This is a genomic window from Pseudomonas sp. KBS0707, from assembly GCF_005937945.2.
Taxonomy (GTDB): domain Bacteria; phylum Pseudomonadota; class Gammaproteobacteria; order Pseudomonadales; family Pseudomonadaceae; genus Aquipseudomonas; species Aquipseudomonas amygdali.
In genome coordinates this window covers 1,519,311-1,542,513 of the sequence record NZ_CP041754.1, presented here as the reverse complement: position 1 = coordinate 1,542,513, position 23,203 = coordinate 1,519,311, and the positions used below count along the sequence as shown (strand labels likewise).

Below are 23,203 nucleotides of genomic sequence, written 5' to 3'. Positions count from 1 at the left end.
ACACTGATCCGGGGGGGCGCCGCAACGGGCCATCCTTGGCCCGGTGCGGCTTGCTCGGCGTCCTGCCTCGCATCCCCCGGATCAGCGCCAGGACTCAGCCGTCACTAACGTCGCACTCTGCGTCGTCAGTACCATCGTGATCGAAAAGCACTTCTGTGGCAGTGGCCAGCCCACGCTCTACATCACACAGCGGTCTGCCGTATCAGGTGGATCGGGTTGACTCAGAACTCCAGCTGCGCCGAGAACGCTACAGTGCGCGGGTCGCCCAGGTAGCTGCTGTTGAGCCAGTATTCCTTGTTGGTCAGGTTGCTGACGTTGACCCGCAGGGTCAGGTCGTTTTCCGAGACGCGCATGCGATAGCGGGCACCGTCGAAGGTGGTAAAGGACGGCAGGTCGTTTTCGTTGCTTTGGTCGGTGTATTGCTTGCCGGTATAAAACGCTCCACCGGTTACCGCCAGCCCAGGCACAGGGTTGATGTCGTACTCGGCATAGACCTTGGCCAGTTGTTTGGCGACGTTGGTCGGTGCGTTGCCTTCATCCGCGGCAATGCCGGTTTTCTTGATCTTCGGGTCCAGCAAGGTAAAGCCGCCGACCAGTGTCAGCTCCGGAACGACTTTGCCGGTCACGCTGAACTCCAGACCATTGTTTTCCTGACGCCCGTCCACTACGTAAATACTCGAGGCCGTGGTGTAGCCGTTGGGCTTCTCGATGTTGAACAGCGCCAGGGTAAACAGGGTTTCACCCAACGTCGCCTTGGCACCGATCTCGTATTGCTCGCTGACTTGCCTGGCCGGCATTGGCTGCGCCGCTCGGGGCGACACCGCCGGATTGCAGACCTTCTATATAGGTGGCGTAAGTGGTCAGCCACGGCAGCGGCTTGTAGACCAGCGAGATGTTCGGCGAGGTCTTGCTTTCGTTGTATTTGGTCTCGGTCTCTGCGGAGCCGAATGCCTTGGCGTAAACGAACTCGTTGGCGTAAGTCTTGATCTGCGTGTTGGTCACGCCAAGAATCGCCGACCACTGCTCGTTGAAGGTGATGATGTCGCCGATCAGGAAGTTGTTGCTCTCCGAGCTATTGGCTAGACGCTGGTTGCCGTGGCCAATCGAGTACGACGGTTTGCCGACCTGAGGTGTCTGGTCGAGCGGTATCGTGCCGACTGGCGAGGTGTATTGCGGACCAGGCTGACCAGGCGTGTACGGGATGTGGTCTTCGTACTGCTTCTGGCGAGATGTGTTGCCCTGGTACCCCATCGTGACTTTGTGGCCGAGAAAGCCGGTATCGAATGCTGCATCCAGAAACAGCGAGCCGGTCTTTTCTTCGGTTTCGATCGGTGCGAAAGCGTATAACGGCTGCGAATACAGACCCGCGCTGTAAACCGTCGGCCCGGTGTAGGTGTTTTCCGAAGTGTACTGCTGGGCTGCAAAGGCCCCGCGCAAGGTGAATGTATCGTTCAAGCGCCATTTGGCGCGTACGCCCGCCTTGTCGGATTCATAATCGGAAAACGACCACTTCTGGCTGTAGAGTTTGTCGTTGTCCAGCGAGGCTGCGCTTGGGCGTAACGACTGATCACCAAAGTACCAATAGCTGGTCAGGCCGCGAATTTCGGTCTTTTTGTGTGAAGCGTCGAACTGCACCAGCAGGTCGTCGGAGACGTTCCAGTCCAGCGCCAGGGAAATCATTTCGCGACGACGCTTGTTCATGTCGACAGCGGTTTCGCCATCCTGAGTCAACACGTTCAGGCGATAGGCAAACTTGCCTTCGCTGTCGATCGGCCCGCCGAAATCGCCATGCAGGTAGTAGTTTTCGCCACCGGCATTGCCCAGCGTGACGCTGTTATAGCGTTCGTAAGTGGGGCGCTTGATGACGTAGTTGACCAGCCCGCCTGGCGAGGCCGGGCCATACAGGAAACCGGTCAGGCCGGTGATGACTTCCAGCTGTTCCATCTCTTCAATGTAGTTGCTGCCATCAGCACCATTGGTAAAGCGCAAGCCGTCATTGGCGATGTTCAGGCTGCCCGCGCTGCTGAAACCACGAATGTTGACGGCGCTGGCATAACCGGCGCTGGTCGGCGAGTACATCTGGGTGAATGGGTTGTGCTTGATGACATCGTCCAGCGAGGTGGCCTGAATGTTTTTCAGTAGAGCCTGAGGCGTCACGCTGATGGAATAAGGCGCGTCCTGCAGTTTCATGCCGCCCAGTACACCGACGCTGCTGATGTTCTCACTGCGATAACCGGCTGCTTCCGAACCTTCGGCGGGCGCGCTGTTGGCATTGATGTTCACATCCGACAGGTTCAAGGCGTTCTGTTCCATGACCATCAGCGTGTAGGTCCCGGCGCTGCTCTGCACCAGTTGCAGGCCGCTGCCACGCAACGCCTCACGCAAGGCTGTCGCAGCGTCGAAATTCCCCTTCACCGCCGCGCTTGTTTTGCCAGCAACCAGCGCAGGATCGAGGCTCAATGCCAGACCACCCTGGCTGGAAATCTGGTTCAGCATGGTCGCCAGAGGGCCTGCAGGCAGGTCATAGGCAACCACGCTGGCCTGCTGCGCGGCCATCAGCAGCGGGCTTACCAGAGGCGTGCACAGTGCAATCGCCACGGCCAACAGACTGGGACGCAGAAGGGTGTCTAACGAACGGGACATCGGGCAACTCCTGATGGAATATTTCTCAATGCCTGTTAGCCGAGCGAAAGTTCGAAAGTAACAGAGCTGATTGAAAATAATTCCGTTTCAGGATTCAGTTGACCTGCGGCATTACTCCGGAATGACCTTCAGGTGAGAAGTATCGGGAGCAGCTTGTGACTCGGGCCTTTCGACATGGCCCATGTCGCTGCCCACCGGTGCCAGGCTAAATCGGGAAAGATCCAGCAGCGGCGCAGCGGGCTGAGGTTTGGCAGGCAGCAGGTCGACCCCCGCTTCGGCCACCGAATAATCCGGCGCATCGACACTTTCGAAAGCAGCCATATACGCGTCACGCGGTTTGATCTGCAGACGGCCCGTACCCGACTGCGGGGTGGCCTGGGATTTACGCAACCAGGTAGGAGCGTCGGGCGGCGGTGCCAGTTCGACCTCTTCCATGGGCAGCGGGGTATTCATTTCCAGCACATGGACCCGTGCGCCTGCACGCTCCAGCGTTGCGCGGTATTTTTCAGCGGTTGCCGCGTCGAGATTGTTTTTCAGGACCAGTCGGCGCCCGGAGAACAGAAGCTCCAGACGCTCGGCATCGGCATTGAATAGCTTGCCAAGGTTGGCCCTGACCTTCTCGGGCTGGGCTCCGGCGACCAGTTCGGCACTGAAGACAATTTCGTAGACACTCATGGAGACACCGGTAAGCACGTCAATAAAAAGTATGGCGTAGCGTCAGACAGCGCAACAAGCGCGTTACCCTTGACCGTCGAGTTGGTAGACTCAGGCGTCAAACGGAGCACATCCATGTTTTTTCAGGCGCACATTACAAGAATCATAAGCCTCGCGCTGATCATGTTCGGTCTCAGCGGATGCTCGTTACTGAGCTTTGACAGCGTCCAGGATCCGGAAGTGCATTTGCTCAAAGTCCAGGTGGTCAAGGCAAGGCTGACACAACAGGATTTCAAGCTGTATTTCGAGGTCGATAATCCCAACGACTCGGACCTGTTCGTGCGCGGCCTGAACTACAAGATCTCGCTCAATGACGTTGTGCTCGCAGACGACCAATTCAGTGATTGGTTTTTCGTCGATGCGCATAGCCGGAAAACCTTTGTGGTGCCTGTTCGTACCAACCTTTGGCGGTACGCGAAATACATCGCTCAACTGCTTAAAAAACCTGATGAGCTGATCCATTACCGGCTTGAAGGCAAGCTCAAGACCGGCATGCTGTTCAGGCACAACGTACGGATCGGCAAAACCGGCGATGTGGCACCAGAGGAGCTGATTCAACGAAAATAAGCAGGCGGCCTAACCGCCCAGCTTGCCCTTGATCAGCTCCAGCAGAAACTTCCAGATATCCGCCGCCCACAATGCCCGATTGATTGCGCTGATCAGCGCTCCACCAAACGAGCCCAGCAGAAAGCCCACGCCTGTGGTGTTGCGAGGGTCGGCCACGCCAAGATAATCACTGGCAATGCCGGTGAGAAACACCGCACAGGCCACGCCAGTGATCAAGAAAACCAGCCAGGCACGCCAGTCGAGCAAGCCTGCCTTATGCCACCAGCCAGAGATGATTGCACCCACCAGACCGGCGACCAGCCATTCGCCCCTGTCTGCCAAACCATTCAAGATATCCATCGGACCTGACTCCGCTCAAGAGATACAGCCGTTCACGAACACAGAAATTCAGACGCTGAGAGCCTGCCATTCGAATGGCAGGGAACGGGTTGATGAGGGTCATCCTGGTTGACGTTCGGGCCCGCCCTGCCCTTGATCGCTTCCTTGCGCGTATTGCGGGTCGATGCGGCGGCGGTATGTGAAGCTGGAACCAAAAAAATTAAGCATGCTTAAAAATAAAGTGAAACGCTTGCCATCAAACGTGGAGCAGCACCTTATAAACGCTCAGTTATCGATATAGCGCTGCCAGCCGATCCTTACCGAACCGTCTGGCTGAGGATCGACCTCGATACCTTCGGTTTCTTCGATTTCCCGGAGCACCACGTTCCAGCTGTCCTCAGGCTCATCGTCGCGTCGGGCTACGGTGACCCACTGGATCTTTTGAACATTCGGCGCAGATACCAGCCGTTGAATACGCTTGCCGATCTGTTCATAAGACGACGCGCCTGTCGGCCCATTACGAGTGCCAGTCATGACTGCCTCCCGAAAATAACTGTATATAAATACAGTATTCCAGCTGCAAGACCTGCGCAAGCACTTCGTAGGACGCGCTCCGCTTCACGTCGCGACGGATAACGTCCGCAAGCCTTGTACAACAAGGCTCATAGCCTGGCGGTCATTCTCACGGCCACGCCAATGATGCGACAGTCGGCACCGCACTCGATCATTTTGTACGCAGGATTCAAGGGCTTCAGGTAACGCGTGCCGCCGTCCTCGACCAGCTTCTTGAAGGTCGCCTCGTTGCTGGCGGGCAGCTTGGCGATAACGAGCTTGCCGGGCTGCACGTCGGCTTCTGTATCAACCAGAATCATCATCCCCTCTGGCACGCTGACGCCAGTGGGTGCAGTCATCGAGTCGCCCTTGACCTCCAGCCAGAACGCCGGGCCCTTGGAGTCGTAATCGGAGATTTCATAGCGATCGGAAAAACCGTCGGGGTAAGGCTCGACGGCTTCCTCCCAGGAACCTGCCGACACCCAGCTGATTACCGGATAACGAAAGGACATGTTGGGTTGATCGATCAGAGCAACGTTGGCGTCAAAGGGGGCTTCCTTTTCAGGCCCTTCGCCAATCGCCAGCCATTCGGCACGAAAGCCCGTGGCCCGCGCCAGTGCATAGAGGTTTTCTGGCCGCAGGCTTTTGCTTTCGCCACTGATCCATTGAGTGACGGCAGAATTGGCAACGCCGCACTGTGCGGCAATTTCCCCTTTCTTCATGCCGCTGGCGGCAATTGCCCTGGCAATACGCTCTTGTCGGGTCATAAGGTTGGCTCTGCGCATGAGAATACAAAGACGCTGAAAAACGCCCGAAAAAATAAGCATACTTAAATTTGCAATCATATGTGAATCGAAATATGCCGATACTGCTTCGTCCCGATTTGCTGGATAATGCGCGCCAGATTTATTTGCGGAGTAAAACCGATGAACCAGCAAGCCCATGTTCATGGCCCCGATTGCAACCACGACCATGATCACGATCATCACGACCACCAGCATGGCCATGTGCACGGTCCGAACTGCGGGCACGCCCACCAGGAACCGGTGCGCAACACCCTGAAAGATGTGGGTCGCAACGATCCTTGCCCGTGCGGCAGCGACAAGAAATTCAAGAAGTGCCACGGCGCGTAAAGCGTTGAGCGTTCTTCTGACGGCCTGCATAAGCAGGCCGTTTTCATTTGCGCGCATCTTCAAACGCGGCGGAACAAGAGGCGTGTGGCCAGCTTCTGCAAAATCCTGAAATAAACTCGCCCTCCCCGCTTGCGCGCTGACGGCCTGCTCTCTAACGTAGCGACTTTTGTACGTTACCCCTCCAGGAGCTTGCCCATGGCCTCGCCAGCCCTTCGTCATTTTCTACCCCGATTCGGCGCTGCCGCCGCTGCGGCGAGTTTCCTGAGCCTTGCCGGCTGCCAGTTGGGCGGCGGTGATCCCGAGACCGTACTGCCTGCTTCCGGGACGTTTCCGCTCAAAGGGCTGGCGCAAAACGTTTCCGTGCGCCGCAACAACATGGGCATGCCGCTGATAGAAAGCAGTACGTACCACGATGCGCTGTTCACTCTCGGATACATCCATGCCGGTGATCGCATCGGTCAGATGCTCGGAATGCGCCTGCTTGCGCAGGGCCGTTTGTCGGAAATGGCCGGGGCGGACGCGCTGGAAGTCGACCGTTTGATGCGCTCGGTCAACCTCAAGCAAAACGCCAGCGACCTTTATAACGCCGCCTCGCCTCGCTTGAAGCGCTTCTTCGACGTTTATGCGCGCGGCGTTAACGCTTACCTGTTCCGCTACCGCGACAAGCTGCCGGCCGATGTCGCCAGTTCGGGCTACAAGCCGGAATACTGGAAACCGGAAGACTCGGCGCTGATCTTCAGCCTGCTCAATTTCAGCCTGTCGGTGAACCTGCAGGAAGAGCTTTCGGCACTGGTGCTGGCGCAGAAAGTCGGGGCAGACAAACTTGCCTGGCTGCTGCCGACCTACCCTGACGAAGAACTGCCATTTGCCGAAGCCGACAAGCTCAAGGGCCTGAACCTGAATAATCAGGTCAACGACCTGAGCGACCTGAACAAGATCGCCTTGCAGCTCTCGGACCTGAACATGCTGGGTGTTGCAGCCTCCAGCAACTGGGCCATCGCGCCGCAACGCAGCCGAAGCGGCAAGAGCCTGCTGGCCAGCGACATGCAACTGCCTGCCGGGCTCAACTCCGCCTGGAGCTTCGTGCAGATCCGGGCACCGAAATATCAGGTGTCCGGTGTTTCCATCGCAGGCTTGCCGCTGGTCCTGAGCGGTTTCAACGGCAAGCTGGCGTGGAGCATGAGCAACGTCAAGGGCGACAACCAGGACCTGTTTCTGGAGAAGATCAAGCGCGAAGGCAACCGCATCTCTTACATGGCGGATGGCAAGTGGGTGCCGGCAGCCTCTCACCAGGAAACCTTTCTGGTCAAAGGCGGCAGCCCAATTCGTGAAACAGTTTACGAGACGCGTCATGGCGCATTGCTCAATGCCAGCGCAACGCCGCCCGGCAATGGCTTGAGCCTGGCGCTGCAAGTGCCCAACTTCAAGGACGACAAGAGCCTGGATGCGTTCTTTGATCTGTCCCGTGCACCTAACGTCGAGAAGGCGTTCGATACCAGCCGCGAGATTCGTGCGATTACCCTGAACATGATCTTCGCCGATGCCTCGAATATTGGCTGGCAGGTCACCGGCCGCTTCCCGAACCGCCGTGAAGGCCAGGGCCTGCTGCCTTCGCCGGGCTGGGATGGCAAATATGACTGGGACGGTTTCGCCGACTCAATGCTCCATCCTTACGACCAGGACCCGCGTCAGGGCTGGCTCGCGGCGGCCAACCAGCGCACGATTCCGAAAGGCTACGGCATGCAGCTCTCCAACTCGTGGGGCTACCCGGAGCGCGCCGAGCGCATTGCCGAGCTGGCCAACAGCGGCAAGCAGGACCTGCGCAGCACCGTCGCCATGCAGTACGACCAGACCACGACATTCGCAGCCAAACTCAAGACCATGTTCCAGGCACCGGGCATGAGCAAGCCGCTCAAGCAGGCTATCGACGCCCTGCCGGAAGCGGATCGCAACAAGGCCCGCGAAGCGTTCACGCGCCTGATGGCATTTGATGGCAAGCTCAGCGCAACGTCGGCTGACGCTGCGCTGTACGAGCTGTTTCTGCAGGAAAGCGCCAAACAGATTTTCCTTGATGAGCTAGGCCCGGAAACCAGTCCTGCCTGGCAGGCGCTGGTGGCCAACGCCAGCTCGTCGTATTCGCCGCAAGCCGACCATTTGCTGGGCCGTGATGACAGCCCTTACTGGGATGACGTCAAAACCCCGCAGAAAGAAGACAAGCCAGCCATCCTGGCGCGCAGTCTGGCGGCTGCTGTCACCAGTGGCGACAGCCTGTTGGGCAGCGATCACAAGGCCTGGCAATGGGGCAAACTGCACCGCGACAACTGGACCTCGACCAGCCCGCTCGCCAAACAGTTGGGTGGCGGCGAGTTCAATCGCGGTGCCTCACCGGCAGGTGGTGACCACAGCACGCTGAACGTGTCCGGTTTCGAGTGGGGTAAAGGTTTCGATACACACGTGGCCCCCGGCCTGCGCATGATCGTCGACTTCAGCCTTGTCGAGCCTATGACCGGCCTGATCAGCACCGGCCAGTCCGGCAACCCGGCCAGCCCGTATTACGCCAACAGCATTGAGCCGTGGCAGAAGGGGCAATACATGTCGATCCCGCTGCAACAGCAGAACTATGAGAAGGGCTACGGCAAGCAACGCCTGACGCTGACGCCGGGCAAGTAAGCGCCGAAAACCGGACGCGGAGCGTCCAGAACGGCGTACCCACGCGGAGCATGGGCACGATAGTGTTCTCCCGAACGCCTATCCTTCCGAATGATCCAGCGGGAATAGCCACGCGGAGCAGACTCCCGAACGCCTATCCTTCCGAATGCTCCAGCGGCAATAGCCACGCGGAGCAGGCTCCCGAACGCCTATCCTTCCGAATGCTCCAGCGGCAATAGCCACGCGGAGCAGGCTCCCGAACGCCTATCCTTCCGAATGCTCCAGCGGCAATAGCCACGCGGAGCAGGCTCCCGAACGCCTATCCTTCCGAATGCTCCAGCGGCAATAGCCACGCGGAGCAGGCTCCCGAACGCCTATCGTTCCCACGCTCCAGCGGCAATAGCCACGCGGAGCAGGCTCCCGAACGCCTATCGTTCCCACGCTCCGCGTGGTAATGCATTTCGTGACGCTCCGCGTCACACCGTTCTGCGATTCAGTGAGATTCAGGCTCGACTTGAGTCACCTTTTCGCCCCTCGGCGACCTACTTTGATGGGGCCAAAGTAGGCAAATCCCCTCGCTCCTGTTTCCGGCCCGACTTCGTCGGGTTCCTTCGCCCTGCCACTGATCCTGGGGTCGCCGCACCGGGCCATCCATGGCCCGGTGCGGCTAGCCTGGCGTCCTGCCAGGCTAGCCCCGGATCAGCGCCAGGACTCAGCCGTCACTTACGTCGCACTCTGCGTCGTCTGTGCCATCGCGACAAAAAAGCGCCTTTATGCACGATAGTGTTCTTTTGGACATTTATCGCACCTCACGCTACGCAGCCCTCACGCAAACTCCCCGAACTTCCCGCCCTGCCCCGGCTCATAGCTAACAAGCCCATCCATACGGTTGCCTCATGGATCTTGTCGTTGCTCGTCCCGAAGGTTTGTACTGCCCACCCGGTGATTTCTATATCGACCCGTGGCGCCCGGTGGAACGGGCCGTCATCACCCATGCGCATGGCGACCACGCCCGTACCGGCAATCAGCATTATCTGTCGGCGGCCAGTGGCGAGGGCATTCTGCGTTCGCGCCTTGGCCAGGACATCAACCTGCAGACCCTGGAATACGGCGAAACCATCACCCATCACGGGGTAAAACTCAGCCTGCACCCGGCCGGGCATGTGCTGGGGTCGGCGCAGGTGCGGCTGGAGTACCAAGGCGAAGTCTGGGTTGCTTCCGGGGATTACAAAGTCGAACCCGACGGCACCTGCGCGGCGTTCGAACCGGTGCGCTGTCACACCTTTATTACCGAATCGACCTTCGGCCTGCCGATCTATCGCTGGGCACCGCAGTCGCAGATTTTCGAAGGCATCAACGAGTGGTGGCGTGGCAATGCGGCCCAAGGCAAGGCCAGCGTGCTGTTCGCCTACTCGTTCGGCAAGGCTCAACGCATTCTGCATGGCATTGATTCGCAGATCGGGCCGATTCTGGTGCATGGCGCTGTCGAGCCGTTGAACCGGGTCTATCGCGAAGGTGGCATTCGTATTCCGGAAACCCAATACGCTGGCGATTTCAAAAAGACTGATCCGGCCCTGCGTCAGGCGTTGATTCTCGCCCCGCCCTCTGCCGGCGGCGGCAGCTGGATGAAGCGCTTCGGCGAATACAGCGATGCGTTTGCCAGCGGCTGGATGATGCTGCGCGGCACGCGACGTCGGCGTGGCGTGGATCGCGGCTTTGTGCTATCCGATCACGCTGACTGGCCGGGCTTGCTGTGGGCCATCGAGCAGACTGGTGCCGAGCGGGTCATGGTCACCCACGGTTCGGTCGGCATATTAGTGCGCTATCTGCGCGAACTGGGGCTGGATGCGCAAGGCTTCAGCACCGAATACGGCGATGAAGAAGACAGCAATCCGGCGACGGCAGAGCCTGAGGCGGTAACTGCGGGGGAGGCTCAGTCATGAAAGCCTTCGCGGAACTCTACGCACAACTGGACGCAACCACATCGAGCAACGCCAAACTCGCCGCGATGCGTGACTATTTCGAGAAAGCGGCTGCAGAGGATGCTGCCTGGGCTGTGTACTTCCTGTCCGGTGGTCGCCCCAGGCAACTGGTGCCGACCCGCGTGTTGCGCGAGCAGGCAATGACACTGGCAAATCTGCCGGAGTGGCTGTTCGAAGAAAGCTATCAGGCGGTCGGTGATCTGGCGGAGACCTTGTCATTGTTGCTGCCCCAGGCCGATCACAGCAATGACGAGGGCCTGGCCACCTGGATGGAAGACAAGCTGCTGCCGTTGCGCGGCCTGCCGCCCGAAGAGCTGGCAGAACGCCTGCCGATGTTCTGGTCGCAACTGGACCGCAGCAGCCTGATGGTCTGTATAAAACTGATTACCGGCAGTTTCCGGGTTGGCGTATCGAAACTGCTGGTGACGCGCGCACTGGCTGCGCTGGCGGACATCGACAGTAAGCGCGTCGCCCAAAGGCTGGTGGGCTATACCGACCTGTCGCATAGGCCCAGCGCAGAGCGTTACCTGAAACTGATCGCGCCCGAATCCGAAGATGAGCACGCACAACGTGGCGGTCAGCCTTATCCGTTTTTTCTTGCCCATTCCCTGCAACAGCCCGCCGATCAGTTCGAGGAGTTGCTCGGGGCGGCCGAGAACTGGCAGGTGGAGTGGAAGTGGGACGGTATTCGCGCACAACTGGTCAAACGTGACGGACGCTTGTGGATCTGGTCGCGTGGCGAAGAGCTGGTCACCGACCGTTTTCCCGAGCTGCACAGCCTGGCGCAGTGCCTGCCTGACGGCACGGTGATAGACGGCGAAATCGTCGTCTGGAAAGCTCCCGACCCAAGCCCCGATGGCAGCGCTGAATTTGCGTTGAACGGTGATGCCACCACAGCATCACCTTCGGTTCAGCCCTTCGCCCTGTTGCAACAGAGGATTGGCCGCAAGACACTCGGCAAGAAGATCCTCGCCGACGTTCCCGTGGTAGTGCTGGCCTATGACCTGCTTGAATGGCAAGGCGATGACTGGCGCAGCCGGCCGCAACATGAACGTCGCGCACAACTGGAAACCTTGATCGAAAGCGTCCAGAGCGAGGTGTTGATGCCCTCCCCGGTGCTCACCGGCAAGGATTGGCTTGATCTGGCGAAGCAACGTGAAGCCTCTCGCAGTCTGGGCGTCGAGGGCATGATGCTTAAGGCTCGCGACTCGCTGTACGGCGTCGGTCGCACCAAGGACATGGGCGTGTGGTGGAAATGGAAAATCGACCCGTTCAGCGTCGATGCCGTGCTGATCTACGCGCAACGCGGCCACGGCCGACGTGCCAGTCTGTACAGCGACTACACCTTTGCGGTGTGGGACGGCCCGCCCGACGCCAGTGAGCGCACGCTGGTGCCATTCGCCAAAGCCTACTCAGGGCTGACCGACGAGGAAATGCGTAAGGTCGACGCCATCGTTCGTAAAACCACCGTGGAAAAATTTGGCCCGGTAAGCAGCGTCACGCCGACGCTGGTATTCGAACTGGGCTTTGAAGGCATTGCCTTGTCAAAGCGCCACAAGAGCGGCATTGCGGTGCGCTTCCCGCGCATGTTGCGCTGGCGGCAGGACAAGCCGGTGGCCGAAGCCGACAGCCTGGCGTCATTACAGGACCTGCTGAACTGACGCACCGAAAAAGTGCGCGTAAATTGACGTGCACCTTTTTGAAACACTGCCTGCCACCAGGGTTTGCCTGCCCGCAACAACCGTTCTTTTTCGTTACCATTCTGCCGCTCGCCGCGAGCCTAATGGGGTGTGGTTTAAGTCACAGAGAACAACATCCCGCCCATAAACATGCCAAGGCGGCAGATTGCCAGCCATTTATACGAAATAGCGACAACGCCTTACATTTCAAACGCACGTTCATCGCTCTGGTTCGGAAATTGCTACCTTCTGCCAGTCTGGCACTTGCCGGTAGCAAGCTTCGCGTGTTCCCAACGCCCCATTTAAGGTTTTAAGGACTGAACAATGAAAAAAGCATGGCTGACTCTTTCTGCAGTGGCTCTGTGCCTCGCCGCCGGTAATACGATGGCCAAGGAATACAAGGAACTGCGCTTCGGCGTTGATCCGTCCTATGCGCCGTTTGAATCCAAAGCCGCCGACGGCAGCCTGGTCGGCTTCGATATCGATCTGGGCAACGCGATCTGCAAAGAGCTGAAGGTCACCTGCAAATGGGTTGAAAGCGATTTCGACGGCATGATTCCCGGCCTCAAGGCACGCAAGTTCGACGGCGTGATTTCCTCGATGACCGTGACCCCTGCTCGCGAAAAAGTCATCGACTTCTCCAACGAATTGTTTTCCGGCCCGACCTCGCTGGTGTTCAAGAAAGGTGCAGGCTTTACCGCCGACAAGGCCAGCCTGAAAGGCAAGACCGTTGGCTATGAGCAAGGCACTATCCAGGAAGCCTACGCCAAGGCCGCACTGGACAAGGCCGGTGTATCCACCAAGGCCTACGCCAACCAGGATCAGGTTTACGCCGACCTGACTTCCGGTCGTCTGGACGCCTCGATCCAGGACATGCTGCAAGCCGAACTGGGTTTCCTGAAATCGCCAGCCGGTGCTGATTACGAAGTCAGCAAGCCTATCGACAGCGAATTGCTGCCAGCCAAAACCGCCATCGGCATCGCCAAGGGCAACAAGGAGCTGAAAGCGCTGCTGGATAAAGGCATCAAAGCAATGCACGACGACGGCACCTACGCCGAGATCCAGAAAAAGCATTTTGGCGACCTGAACCTGTACAGCGGCAAATAACACCCCGACGCCCATCGATTTCGGCGATGATTCGCCGCCCGATCGATGGGCGTCTCTGTTTTTGAAAGCAAGGCCTATCCATGCTCGATGCACTCATGCAAAACCTGGGACTCTCGGCATTCAGCCTGAAGGGCTTTGGCCCGCTGTTGCTGGAAGGCACCTGGATGACCATCAAACTGGCTGTGCTGTCCCTCGCGCTGAGCATTCTGCTCGGGCTGATCGGGGCAAGCGCCAAACTGTCGAGCTCGGCGCTGCTGCGCGTTCCGGCACAAATTTATACAACACTGATCCGCGGTATCCCGGATCTGGTGTTGATGCTGTTGATTTTCTACAGCCTGCAAACCTGGCTGACCATGCTCACCGACGCGATGGAATGGGAATACATCGAGATCAACCCGTTTGGCGCGGGTGTCATCACTTTGGGCTTCATTTATGGGGCATATTTCACCGAGACGTTTCGCGGCGCGATTCTGTCCGTGCCTCGCGGTCAGGTGGAAGCAGCGACGGCCTATGGACTGAAACGCGGCCAGCGATTTCGCTACGTTGTGTTCCCGCAAATGATGCGTTACGCACTGCCGGGGATCGGCAATAACTGGCAGGTACTGCTCAAGGCTACGGCGCTGGTATCGATCATCGGCCTGGCTGATCTGGTCAAGGCCTCGCAGGACGCCGGCAAAAGTACCTATCAGTTGTTCTACTTTCTGGTGTTGGCGGCATTGATCTACCTGCTGATCACCAGCGCCTCGAACTTCGCCCTGCGTTGGGCTGAACGGCACTATGCCGCAGGCAGCCGGGAGGCACAGCAATGATCGAATTGTTACAGGAATACTGGAAACCTTTCCTTTATACAGACGGCGTAAATATCACTGGGCTGGCCATGACCATGTGGCTGCTCAGCGCCTCTATCGCCATCGGCTTCTGCGTGTCGATCCCGCTGTCGATTGCACGGGTGTCGAAAAACCGCTGGGTACGCTGGCCAGTGCAGTTCTACACCTACCTGTTTCGCGGCACGCCCCTCTATATACAGTTGCTGATTTGCTACACCGGCATTTACAGCATTGCTGCGGTGCGTGAACAGCCGATGCTGGATGCGTTTTTTCGCGATGCGATGAACTGCACAATCCTGGCCTTCACCCTGAACACCTGTGCGTACACCACAGAGATCTTTGCCGGTGCGATCCGCAGCATGGCCCACGGCGAAGTCGAAGCGGCCAAAGCCTACGGCCTGACCGGCTGGAAGCTTTACGCCTACGTGATCATGCCGTCGGTGCTGCGCCGGTCGCTGCCGTACTACAGCAATGAAGTGATCCTGATGCTGCACTCGACCACGGTGGCCTTTACCGCCACGGTGCCGGACATATTGAAAGTGGCGCGGGATGCCAACTCTGCCACTTTCATGACCTTCCAGTCCTTCGGTATCGCCGCCGTCATGTACCTGACCGTGACGTTCATTCTGGTCGGGCTGTTCCGCCTTGCCGAACGCCGCTGGCTGGCCTTTCTCGGCCCGGCCCATTAATCAGGACTGAACATGCACCATCACACCCATAACTTGCTGTCGCCAGTGCCAGGCACTGCCCGGCAGGTCCACAGCTTTCACTACGGCCCGCAAAACGGTTCCGGCAAGGTTTATATCCAGGCTTCGCTGCATGCGGACGAACTGCCGGGCATGCTGGTTGCCTGGTATCTGAAGCAGCGTCTGGCAGAACTGGAAAGTGCTGGTCGCCTGCTGGGTGAAGTCGTCGTGGTGCCGGTCGCCAACCCGATTGGTCTGGAACAGGTCCTGATGGACACACCTTTGGGCCGCTACGAGCTGGAAAGCGGCCAGAACTTCAATCGCTGGTTCAGCGACCTTGGCGCGCAGGTCGGCGATGATATCGAAGCCCGGCTGACTGCTGATGCAGAACACAACGTCGCACTGGTGCGGGACAGCCTGAGAGCGGCGCTGGATGCCGTACCCGCAAACACCCAATTGCAATCGCTGCGCCTGACCCTTCAGCGCCTGGCTTGCGATGCCGACATGGTGCTGGACCTGCACTGTGATTTCGAATCGGTCGAGCATCTGTACACCACGCCCGAAGCCTGGCCGAAAGTCGAGCCGCTGTCGCGCTACCTGGGCGCGCAGGCCAGCCTGCTGGCGACCGACTCGGGTGGCCAGTCGTTCGACGAATGCTTCACGCTGGTCTGGTGGCAATTGCAGCAACGCTTCGGTGAGCGCTTTCCGATCCCCATGGGCAGCTTCTCGGTGACACTGGAGTTGCGCGGGCAAGGCGATGTAAACCATGCCCTCGCCAGCCGTGACTGTCAGGCCATCATTCATTACCTGATCGACGCTGGCATCATCGACGGCGAACTCCAGCCGCTGCCCGAACTGCTCTACCCCGCGACGCCATTGGCAGCGGTCGAACCGGTGACTACGCCGGTCGGCGGCCTGCTGGTGTTCTGCGCGATGCCCGGCGAACACGTCGAGGCTGGCCAACTGATTGCCGAGGTCATCGACCCGATCAGCGACACCGTGGCCTGCATCCATGCCTTGAACGCGGGCCTGCTGTACGCCCGCTCGCTGCGCCGCATGGCGACTGCCGGCATGGTCATTGCGCACATCGCTGGCACCCAGGCCTATCGCAGCGGCTATCTACTTTCTCCTTGAGGACCTGTCATGTACAAACTGACCATCGATGGCCTGCACAAAAGCTATGGCGACAACAAAGTGCTCAAAGGCGTATCGCTCAAGGCCAGCAACGGTGACGTGATCTGCCTGATCGGCGCCAGTGGCTCCGGCAAGAGCACCTTTCTGCGCTGCATCAACTTTCTCGAACAGCCCAATGACGGGGCAATGAGCCTGGATGGCAAGCAAGTGCGCATGGTCAGCGACAAGGACGGCATGCGCGTTGCCGACGCGGATGAACTGCAGCGCATCCGCACGCGGCTGGCTATGGTGTTTCAGCACTTCAACCTGTGGGCGCACATGACCGTGCTGGAAAACATCACCATGGCTCCACGCCGCGTACTGGGCGTGCCAAAGGCCGAAGCCGAGGCCCGCGCGCGCAAGTACCTGGAAAAGGTCGGGCTGCCGGAGCGTGTTGCCGATCAGTACCCGGCGTTCCTGTCGGGCGGCCAGCAACAGCGCGTGGCCATTGCCCGTGCGCTGGCAATGGAGCCGGAAATCATGCTGTTCGACGAACCCACCTCGGCACTGGACCCGGAGCTGGTCGGTGAAGTGCTGAAGGTCATTCAGGGCCTGGCCGAGGAAGGCCGGACCATGATTCTGGTGACACACGAGATGGGCTTTGCACGCAAGGTTGCGAGCCAGGTGGTGTTCCTGCACCAAGGCCAGATCGAAGAATCCGGCCACCCGGACGAGGTGCTCAACAATCCGAAAAGCGAGCGCTTGCAGCAGTTTTTGAGTGGCAATCTGAAGTAGCGCTTTTTGTGTATGAAACCGGAAACGCCTGGTAACCGGAACTGAAATATCCACGACTATAGTCCCCACGCCAGCGTGGGGATGCAGTGCTAGAGGCTCTGCTTTGCCAAGAGGACGCGGAGCGTCCGGAAAGGCATGCGACGCGGAGCGGCGCACGATATTGAGATCATCGTTCCGCACGCTCCAGCGTGGGAATGCAGGTCTCGACGCTCTGCGTCGCCAGGAGGACGCAGAGCGTCCGGAAAGGCATGCGACGCGGAGCGACGCACGATATTGAGATCATCGTTCCTACGCTCCAGCGTGGGAATGCAGGTCTCGACGCTCTGCGTCGCCATGAGGACGCGGAGCGTCCGGAAACGCATGCGACGCGGAGCACCGCACGATCGTTGAGATTCCGCATGCTCCAGCCATATAACCATTTAAAACTATTACCCTTTCTTCGCTGTCTCTGACTTAACGCCACTCAGAGCACACACAAACGGATGAGCAGACCCACCGATTTCGCTCGACGATGGTTTCTCGCCCGGGGCTGGAAGCCGTTCGCTTTTCAGAAGGAGGTCTGGGCAGCGGTGAAGATGGGTGAGTCCGGCCTGCTGCATGCCAGTACCGGCTCGGGCAAGACCTACGCCGTATGGTTCGCCGCGCTCAACCGCTTCGCCAAAGCCAATACGCTCACCGCTGACAACAAACCTCGTAAACGCAAACCGCCCGCTGAACCGCTGAGTATCCTGTGGATCACGCCCATGCGCGCCTTGGCCGCCGATACCGCCAGAGCCCTCGAAGCACCATTGGCCGAACTGGATATCCCGTGGTCGGTGGGCTTGCGCACCGGCGATACCAGCGGCAGCGAACGCGCCCGGCAGAGCCGGCGGCTGCCCTCAGCGCTGATAACCACCCCAGAGAGCCTGACACTGCTGCTGACCCGTGCCGACGCTCAGGTCGCCTTGTCGACACTGAAGATGGTGGTGGTGGACGAGTGGCACGAGCTGATCGGTAACAAGCGCGGCGTGCAGCTGCAATTGGCATTGGCGCGCCTGCGGCGATGGAATCCGCAACTGATCGTGTGGGGCATTTCCGCGACGCTGGGTAATCAGCAACATGCGCTGCAGGTGCTGATCGGCGACGGCGGCGTGACCGTGCAGGGCAAGATCGTCAAGAACTTACAGGTCGATACGCTGCTGCCGCCCTCCATCGAACGCTTTCCGTGGGCCGGGCATATGGGCCTGCGCATGTTGCCGCAGGTCGTCGCCGAGGTGGACAGCAGCGCCAGTTGCCTGGTGTTCACCAACACACGGGCGCAATCGGAAATCTGGTATCAGGCGTTACTGGAAGCACGCCCCGACTGGGCAGGATTGATTGCCCTGCACCATGGATCGCTGGCCCGCGAGGTCCGAGACTGGGTCGAGCGTGCGCTGAAGGAAGGCGCGCTCAAGGCCGTGGTGTGTACATCAAGCCTGGACCTGGGCGTGGACTTTCTGCCGGTCGAGCGCGTGCTGCAAATCGGCTCGCCAAAAGGCGTCGCACGCCTGATGCAACGTGCCGGACGCTCAGGCCATGCGCCGGGCCGCCCTTCGCGTGTCACGCTGGTGCCGACCCACAGCCTGGAACTGGTCGAAGCAGCCGCCGCCCACGACGCCGTCGCCGCGCGGCTGATCGAGCCACGCGAATCGCCGCAGCAGCCGCTGGACGTTCTGGTCCAGCATCTGGTCAGTATCGCACTGGGCGGTGGCTTCCTGCCCGATGAACTGCTGACCGAAGTGCGCAGCGCCTGGGCCTATCGAGACCTCAGCGACGAGCAATGGCAATGGGCGCTGGCCTTTGTGCGCAACGGCGGTCACTCACTGACGGCCTACCCCGATTACCGCCGTGCCGAACCGGATGAACAGGGTGTCTGGCGTGTACCCGATGCGCGTCTTGCCAGGCGACACCGCATGAGCGTCGGCACCATCGTCAGCGAAGCTACCGTTAACCTGAAGTACTGGAAAAAAGGCGGCGGTGGCGGCTCGTTGGGCAGTGTTGAAGAAGGTTTCATCGCCCGGCTCAAGCCTGGTGACGGCTTTCTGTTCGGCGGGCGCCTGCTGGAGCTGGTCCGAGTGGAAAACATGACCGCCTACGTCAAGCGAGCTACTGGCAAGAAAGCCGCAGTGCCACGCTGGAACGGTGGGCGAATGCCCCTGTCCAGCGAACTGGCAGACGCCGTGGTGGAGAAGTTCGATGCGGCGGCGCGGGGTGAATTCACCAGCCCTGAAATGCAAGCCATCAAACCCTTGCTGGAAGTGCAGCAACAATGGTCCGGGCTACCGCAACGTGACACGCTGCTGGCCGAAACACTCAAATCCCGCGAAGGCTGGCACCTGTTCCTCTACCCGTTCGCCGGCCGACACGTGCATTTGGGGCTGGGCAGCCTGCTGGCCTGGCGCCTGAGCCGGCATCGGCCGCTGACCTTTTCCATTGCCGTCAACGACTACGGGCTGGAGTTGCTCAGTGCCAGCGAGATCGACTGGGCCCAGGCGTTGCGGGCTGACCTGTTCAGCGAGACGGATCTTTTGGCCGACATTATTGCCAGCCTGAATGCGGGCGAACTGGCACTGCGGCGCTTTCGCGAAATCGCTCGCATTTCGGGGCTGGTGTTTTCCGGCTACCCGGGAGCGGCGAAAAGCAATCGACAGCTTCAGGCATCGAGCGGGCTGTTTTTTGAGGTATTCAAGCAATACGACGCTGACAACATGCTGCTGACCCAGGCCGAACAGGAAGTGCTACGCCAGGAGCTGGATCTGCAGCGTCTGGAGCTGACATTACGCCAGATCAACAGTCGCAGGCTGGACCTGCATGCGATAAAACGCGCAACCCCGCTGGCGTTTCCACTGCTGGTCGAGCGCTTTCGCGAAAGTCTCAGTTCGGAAAAACTCGCTGACCGCATTGCGCGCATGGTCCGTGATCTGGAGAAAGCCGCAGGTCCGGAGCATGAGCAATGAAACCGTACGTCGCGATAACACTGGCGGGAGAAGAGCTGTGGCTGCTGGCCGACAAGGCCATCTACTACCCCGCAGAACGATCCTTGCTGATTGCCGATGCGCACTTTGGCAAGGCAGCGGCCTACCGCAAGCTGGGTCAACCAGTGCCACACGGCACCACTCAAGCCAATCTGCGACGACTGGACAGCCTGCTCGATGCGTATGCCTGCGATCATCTGATCTTTCTGGGCGACTTTCTGCACGCGCCGGAATCACACGCAGCGGGCACGCTCGCGGCACTGGAACAATGGCGGGGCGAACACCCGGCGTTGCGCATCACCCTGATCCGCGGTAACCATGACAAACGGGCGGGCGACCCGCCCGCCTATCTGGGCATAGATGTAGTTCCCGAACCCCTGACGCTGGGGCCCTTTGCATTGCAACACGAGCCTGACCCACACCCGCAATTGCACGTACTGGCCGGGCACGTTCACCCGGTTTACCGGCTGCACGGGCGTGGCAGGCAAAGCTTGCGACTGGGGTGCTTCTACCTGGGCCAACGCGTCAGCCTGCTGCCAGCGTTCGGTGAGTTTACGGGCGGGTTTCAGATTCGTCCGGCGCAGGACTGCTCAGTCTATGTGACAGGCGGTGATGCCGTGTGGCGAGTGGTATAGCGTCGCTAGCCGCCGCATACGAGGCCCTGCCCCTCACAAGGAGAAGCAGGGAACTGGTAATCAGGCAACCGGCGCAGGTGGCGGCTCGTCAGGAACGGTAGGTCCACCTGGCTCAGTGGGCTCCGGATAGGGAGTATCTGGCCCTGGATCACCCGGAATACCACCACCGACCACATTAAGCTCGGGAAGCAGATCCGAATGAGCCATCAATGACCAGGCAAGCAACCCGATCTCGTTAAGCGGAGATTGAACCTGTTCAGAGATTTTGAAAGTAGTCTTCATAGGGCACTCCAGATCAAAGGCCGTCGCACATATCGATTATGCGAAAGCATGTGAGCAGATAGAGTGCGAAATAGAGTATTAATTCAATTCCACTAATCACCTGACCGGCAAATCAGGTACGTGGCAGGGTAACGCCACGCTGGCCCTGGTATTTGCCGCCTCGATCCTTGTAGGACACTTCACATTCCTCATCGGACTCGAGGAACAGCATCTGTGCCACGCCTTCGTTGGCGTAGATCTTGGCCGGCAATGTCGTGGTGTTGGAGAACTCCAGCGTCACATGGCCTTCCCATTCTGGTTCAAGCGGCGTGACGTTGACGATAATGCCGCAGCGCGCATAGGTGCTTTTGCCCAGGCAGATAGTCAGAACGTTACGCGGAATGCGGAAATATTCGACGGTACGTGCCAGCGCGAACGAGTTGGGGGGGATGATGCATACGTCGCTCTTGATATCGACGAAGCTTTTTTCATCAAAGTTTTTCGGATCGACAGTGGCCGAATTGATGTTGGTAAACACCTTGAATTCGTCTGCGCAACGCACGTCGTAGCCGTAGCTGGAGACGCCGAAGGAGATCACCCTGTCAGCTCCTTCGCCACGTACCTGGCGCTCGACAAAGGGCTCGATCATCCCGTGTTCCTGCGCCATGCGGCGAATCCACTTGTCCGATTTGATGCTCATGGCGGTGTCCTGAATAGCGAGGTAAAAAAGATATCCGGCATCTTACCGGGCCGGGGCCGACGGTTCAAAGGCAACAGATAGCGAGTTTGTGTGACGAGCCGGGCTCTTTCGCTGCGAATGGAAATAATCATCAACAGACCATTGGCACGTTCGGAAAAAAGGGTTAAGGTGGCGTCACTGTGTTGCTTGTGTCACTGAGAATCTCTACACGATGTTGAATTTCGATCCAACCATCTCCATGAATTTTCCAGCTCTTTGCACTCAGTCTCGGCCAGGGCTCTTCCTACGCCGCAGTTAACTTTGTCCAAGGAGATATACTATGTCCAATCGCCAAACTGGTACCGTTAAGTGGTTCAACGATGAAAAAGGTTTCGGCTTCATCACTCCACAATCCGGTGACGACCTGTTCGTGCACTTCAAAGCTATACAATCCGACGGCTTCAAAAGCCTGAAAGAAGGCCAACAGGTTTCTTTCATCGCTACCCGCGGTCAGAAAGGCATGCAAGCTGAAGAAGTTCAAGTTATCTAACTTGTACTGATTCGCTTAAAAACCCCGCCCTTAAAAGCGGGGTTTTTTATTGCCTGTCGTTTGAACATTTGCGTACCCGTCAAGCCACGCATAAGCCTGACCGAGAGACGTCAATTGGCTGCGCCTCCCCGCCAGAGCACCGCTACAGAATCAATCGTCGCTGACAGAAATGGTCGGCATCGCCGGGCTTGCAGCTTCCTGCAAGACGATTCGTGCGCCCACGTGACGTGCCAGCTCTTGATACACCATCGCAATCTGACTTTCCGGCTCGGCAATAGCGGTAGGCTTGCCGCCATCTGCCTGCTCGCGAATCAGCATCGACAACGGCAGTGATGCCAGCAACTCGACATTGTACTGCGACGCCAGCTTCTCACCGCCGCCCTCACCAAACAGATGCTCCGCATGGCCGCAATTGGAGCAGATGTGTACCGCCATGTTTTCCACAACGCCCAGCACCGGGATGTTGACCTTGCGGAACATCTCGACACCCTTCTTCGCATCCAGCAAGGCCAGATCCTGAGGCGTGGTGACAATCACGGCACCGGCAACCGGGACCTTCTGCGCCAGCGTCAACTGGATATCGCCCGTGCCGGGCGGCATGTCGATAACCAGATAGTCCAGATCATTCCAGGCAGTCTGCGTGACCAGTTGCAGCAACGCCCCTGACACCATCGGCCCGCGCCAGACCATAGGCGTGTTGTCATCGGTCAGAAACGCCATCGACATCACGTCAATGCCATGAGCCTGGACCGGCACGAACCACTTCTGATCCTTGATCTTCGGCCGTGTGCCTTCAGCAATACCGAACATCACACCCTGACTCGGCCCATAGATATCTGCATCGAGAATACCGACCCGTGCGCCCTCGCGAGACAGTGCCAATGCCAGATTGGCCGCCGTGGTGGACTTGCCGACACCGCCCTTGCCCGACGCAACGGCCACGATGTTTTTCACATTGGCCAGACCGGGGATCTGGCTCTGTGCCTTGTGCGCGCTGATCACGCTTTTAATGGCAACCGTGGCCGAGCTGACGCCGTCCAGGTTCTCGATGGCGGTTTTCAGCACTTGCGCCCAGCCGTTCCTGAACAGGTCGGCGGCATAGCCCAGTTCGAGTTGCACGCTGACCTGTGCACCCTGGATATCGATGGACCGCACGCAACCGGCACTGACCGGGTCCTGATTCAGATAAGGGTCGGTGTACTGGCGAAGAATCGTCTCCACCGCTGCGCGATTGACTGCGCTCATGGGCTTACTCCGTAAAAGACTGAGTGAAACAGCCGACTATCGTACCTGTTCTGTCCGTAGCCGACATGATTTCAC

Annotated in this window: 20 protein-coding genes and 1 pseudogene; 13 read left to right on the top strand and 8 right to left on the bottom strand. The window is 59.0% G+C overall.

Annotation, left to right across the window (positions count from 1 at the left end; translation table 11 throughout):
* Positions 1–221: 221 nt before the first annotated feature.
* Positions 222–2,643, bottom strand: a pseudogene (locus FFH21_RS07280) (TonB-dependent siderophore receptor).
* A 111-nt stretch (positions 2,644–2,754) separates the two neighbouring features.
* Positions 2,755–3,318: a hypothetical protein gene (locus FFH21_RS07275; RefSeq protein WP_002554821.1), complete on the bottom strand. Its 564-nt coding sequence runs from the start codon at positions 3,316–3,318 to the stop codon at positions 2,755–2,757.
* 114 nt (positions 3,319–3,432) lie between these two features.
* Between FFH21_RS07275 and FFH21_RS07270 the strand changes: the two genes are divergently transcribed.
* Positions 3,433–3,924, top strand: coding sequence for an LEA type 2 family protein (locus FFH21_RS07270; protein ID WP_002554822.1), 492 nt, complete (start codon positions 3,433–3,435; stop codon positions 3,922–3,924).
* 9 nt (positions 3,925–3,933) lie between these two features.
* On the opposite strand, the gene FFH21_RS07265 is transcribed toward FFH21_RS07270, so the two are convergent.
* From FFH21_RS07265 to FFH21_RS07255, 3 genes are all read right to left on the bottom strand, one after another.
* Positions 3,934–4,263 carry a hypothetical protein gene (locus FFH21_RS07265; RefSeq protein WP_002554823.1) on the bottom strand — a complete coding sequence of 110 codons (330 nt, stop codon included), beginning with the start codon at positions 4,261–4,263 and terminating at the stop codon, positions 3,934–3,936.
* A 264-nt stretch (positions 4,264–4,527) separates the two neighbouring features.
* On the bottom strand, positions 4,528–4,776 hold the full coding sequence (locus FFH21_RS07260) for a DUF1654 domain-containing protein (RefSeq protein ID WP_004664095.1): 249 nt from the start codon (positions 4,774–4,776) through the stop codon (positions 4,528–4,530).
* A 128-nt stretch (positions 4,777–4,904) separates the two neighbouring features.
* Complete coding sequence (locus tag FFH21_RS07255; protein ID WP_005779316.1) at positions 4,905–5,561, bottom strand: LexA family transcriptional regulator; 657 nt, start codon at positions 5,559–5,561, stop codon at positions 4,905–4,907.
* Positions 5,562–5,720: 159 nt separating this feature from the next.
* On the opposite strand from FFH21_RS07255, the gene FFH21_RS07250 reads away from it, so the two are divergent.
* From FFH21_RS07250 to pdeM, 11 genes are all read left to right on the top strand, one after another.
* Positions 5,721–5,927 carry an SEC-C metal-binding domain-containing protein gene (locus tag FFH21_RS07250; protein WP_002554826.1) on the top strand — a complete coding sequence of 69 codons (207 nt, stop codon included), beginning with the start codon at positions 5,721–5,723 and terminating at the stop codon, positions 5,925–5,927.
* A 195-nt stretch (positions 5,928–6,122) separates the two neighbouring features.
* On the top strand, positions 6,123–8,597 hold the full coding sequence (locus FFH21_RS07245) for a penicillin acylase family protein (RefSeq protein WP_004664093.1): 2,475 nt from the start codon (positions 6,123–6,125) through the stop codon (positions 8,595–8,597).
* An 875-nt stretch (positions 8,598–9,472) separates the two neighbouring features.
* Entirely contained in the window at positions 9,473–10,519 is a 1,047-nt protein-coding gene (locus FFH21_RS07235; RefSeq protein WP_011168028.1) for a ligase-associated DNA damage response exonuclease, read from the top strand.
* Complete coding sequence (locus tag FFH21_RS07230) at positions 10,516–12,219, top strand: ATP-dependent DNA ligase (RefSeq protein ID WP_004664092.1); 1,704 nt, start codon at positions 10,516–10,518, stop codon at positions 12,217–12,219. Before FFH21_RS07235 ends, FFH21_RS07230 begins: the two co-directional genes overlap by 4 nt.
* 342 nt (positions 12,220–12,561) lie before the next feature.
* Positions 12,562–13,344 (top strand): transporter substrate-binding domain-containing protein, encoded by a 783-nt coding sequence (locus FFH21_RS07225; protein ID WP_004664091.1) that lies wholly within the window; start codon positions 12,562–12,564, stop codon positions 13,342–13,344.
* 80 nt (positions 13,345–13,424) lie between these two features.
* A complete protein-coding gene (locus FFH21_RS07220) occupies positions 13,425–14,153 on the top strand; it encodes an ABC transporter permease (RefSeq protein WP_019740829.1) in 729 nt (242 codons plus the stop codon).
* Positions 14,150–14,860 (top strand): ABC transporter permease, encoded by a 711-nt coding sequence (locus FFH21_RS07215; protein WP_002554831.1) that lies wholly within the window; start codon positions 14,150–14,152, stop codon positions 14,858–14,860. The genes FFH21_RS07220 and FFH21_RS07215 overlap by 4 nt, the downstream gene beginning before the upstream one ends.
* A gap of 12 nt (positions 14,861–14,872) precedes the next feature.
* Entirely contained in the window at positions 14,873–15,991 is a 1,119-nt protein-coding gene (locus FFH21_RS07210; protein ID WP_004657474.1) for a succinylglutamate desuccinylase/aspartoacylase family protein, read from the top strand.
* A gap of 9 nt (positions 15,992–16,000) precedes the next feature.
* The gene (locus FFH21_RS07205) at positions 16,001–16,765 is read left to right on the top strand and encodes an ABC transporter ATP-binding protein (RefSeq protein ID WP_004657473.1); all 765 of its coding nucleotides are present in this window, start codon (positions 16,001–16,003) and stop codon (positions 16,763–16,765) included.
* Between the two features lie 482 nt (positions 16,766–17,247).
* Positions 17,248–19,740 carry a ligase-associated DNA damage response DEXH box helicase gene (locus FFH21_RS07190; protein WP_011168026.1) on the top strand — a complete coding sequence of 831 codons (2,493 nt, stop codon included), beginning with the start codon at positions 17,248–17,250 and terminating at the stop codon, positions 19,738–19,740.
* The gene (gene pdeM, locus FFH21_RS07185; protein WP_004657469.1) at positions 19,737–20,393 is read left to right on the top strand and encodes a ligase-associated DNA damage response endonuclease PdeM; all 657 of its coding nucleotides are present in this window, start codon (positions 19,737–19,739) and stop codon (positions 20,391–20,393) included. Before FFH21_RS07190 ends, pdeM begins: the two co-directional genes overlap by 4 nt.
* 60 nt (positions 20,394–20,453) lie before the next feature.
* On the opposite strand, the gene FFH21_RS07180 is transcribed toward pdeM, so the two are convergent.
* Both FFH21_RS07180 and dcd read right to left on the bottom strand, forming a co-directional pair.
* Positions 20,454–20,675 (bottom strand): hypothetical protein, encoded by a 222-nt coding sequence (locus tag FFH21_RS07180; RefSeq protein WP_002554835.1) that lies wholly within the window; start codon positions 20,673–20,675, stop codon positions 20,454–20,456.
* 112 nt (positions 20,676–20,787) lie between these two features.
* Positions 20,788–21,354, bottom strand: coding sequence for a dCTP deaminase (gene dcd / locus FFH21_RS07175; protein WP_002554836.1), 567 nt, complete (start codon positions 21,352–21,354; stop codon positions 20,788–20,790).
* A 319-nt stretch (positions 21,355–21,673) separates the two neighbouring features.
* Here dcd and FFH21_RS07170 point away from each other — a divergent pair, with 319 nt between their 5' ends.
* Positions 21,674–21,883 carry a cold-shock protein gene (locus FFH21_RS07170; protein WP_002554837.1) on the top strand — a complete coding sequence of 70 codons (210 nt, stop codon included), beginning with the start codon at positions 21,674–21,676 and terminating at the stop codon, positions 21,881–21,883.
* A gap of 150 nt (positions 21,884–22,033) precedes the next feature.
* On the opposite strand, the gene apbC is transcribed toward FFH21_RS07170, so the two are convergent.
* Entirely contained in the window at positions 22,034–23,128 is a 1,095-nt protein-coding gene (apbC, locus tag FFH21_RS07165) for an iron-sulfur cluster carrier protein ApbC (RefSeq protein ID WP_004657466.1), read from the bottom strand.
* Positions 23,129–23,203: the final 75 nt, after the last annotated feature.

Excerpts from the sequence above, each read along its gene's own strand:
- FFH21_RS07275 (WP_002554821.1), bottom strand. The coding sequence starts at position 3,318 with ATGAGTGTCTACGAAATTGTCTTCAGTGCCGAACTGGTCGCCGGAGCC.
- FFH21_RS07270 (WP_002554822.1), top strand. The coding sequence starts at position 3,433 with ATGTTTTTTCAGGCGCACATTACAAGAATCATAAGCCTCGCGCTGATC.
- FFH21_RS07265 (WP_002554823.1), bottom strand. The coding sequence starts at position 4,263 with ATGGATATCTTGAATGGTTTGGCAGACAGGGGCGAATGGCTGGTCGCC.
- FFH21_RS07260 (WP_004664095.1), bottom strand. The coding sequence starts at position 4,776 with ATGACTGGCACTCGTAATGGGCCGACAGGCGCGTCGTCTTATGAACAG.
- FFH21_RS07255 (WP_005779316.1), bottom strand. The coding sequence starts at position 5,561 with ATGACCCGACAAGAGCGTATTGCCAGGGCAATTGCCGCCAGCGGCATG.
- FFH21_RS07250 (WP_002554826.1), top strand. The coding sequence starts at position 5,721 with ATGAACCAGCAAGCCCATGTTCATGGCCCCGATTGCAACCACGACCAT.
- FFH21_RS07245 (WP_004664093.1), top strand. The coding sequence starts at position 6,123 with ATGGCCTCGCCAGCCCTTCGTCATTTTCTACCCCGATTCGGCGCTGCC.
- FFH21_RS07235 (WP_011168028.1), top strand. The coding sequence starts at position 9,473 with ATGGATCTTGTCGTTGCTCGTCCCGAAGGTTTGTACTGCCCACCCGGT.
- FFH21_RS07230 (WP_004664092.1), top strand. The coding sequence starts at position 10,516 with ATGAAAGCCTTCGCGGAACTCTACGCACAACTGGACGCAACCACATCG.
- FFH21_RS07225 (WP_004664091.1), top strand. The coding sequence starts at position 12,562 with ATGAAAAAAGCATGGCTGACTCTTTCTGCAGTGGCTCTGTGCCTCGCC.
- FFH21_RS07220 (WP_019740829.1), top strand. The coding sequence starts at position 13,425 with ATGCTCGATGCACTCATGCAAAACCTGGGACTCTCGGCATTCAGCCTG.
- FFH21_RS07215 (WP_002554831.1), top strand. The coding sequence starts at position 14,150 with ATGATCGAATTGTTACAGGAATACTGGAAACCTTTCCTTTATACAGAC.
- FFH21_RS07210 (WP_004657474.1), top strand. The coding sequence starts at position 14,873 with ATGCACCATCACACCCATAACTTGCTGTCGCCAGTGCCAGGCACTGCC.
- FFH21_RS07205 (WP_004657473.1), top strand. The coding sequence starts at position 16,001 with ATGTACAAACTGACCATCGATGGCCTGCACAAAAGCTATGGCGACAAC.
- FFH21_RS07190 (WP_011168026.1), top strand. The coding sequence starts at position 17,248 with ATGAGCAGACCCACCGATTTCGCTCGACGATGGTTTCTCGCCCGGGGC.
- pdeM (WP_004657469.1), top strand. The coding sequence starts at position 19,737 with ATGAAACCGTACGTCGCGATAACACTGGCGGGAGAAGAGCTGTGGCTG.
- FFH21_RS07180 (WP_002554835.1), bottom strand. The coding sequence starts at position 20,675 with ATGAAGACTACTTTCAAAATCTCTGAACAGGTTCAATCTCCGCTTAAC.
- dcd (WP_002554836.1), bottom strand. The coding sequence starts at position 21,354 with ATGAGCATCAAATCGGACAAGTGGATTCGCCGCATGGCGCAGGAACAC.
- FFH21_RS07170 (WP_002554837.1), top strand. The coding sequence starts at position 21,674 with ATGTCCAATCGCCAAACTGGTACCGTTAAGTGGTTCAACGATGAAAAA.
- apbC (WP_004657466.1), bottom strand. The coding sequence starts at position 23,128 with ATGAGCGCAGTCAATCGCGCAGCGGTGGAGACGATTCTTCGCCAGTAC.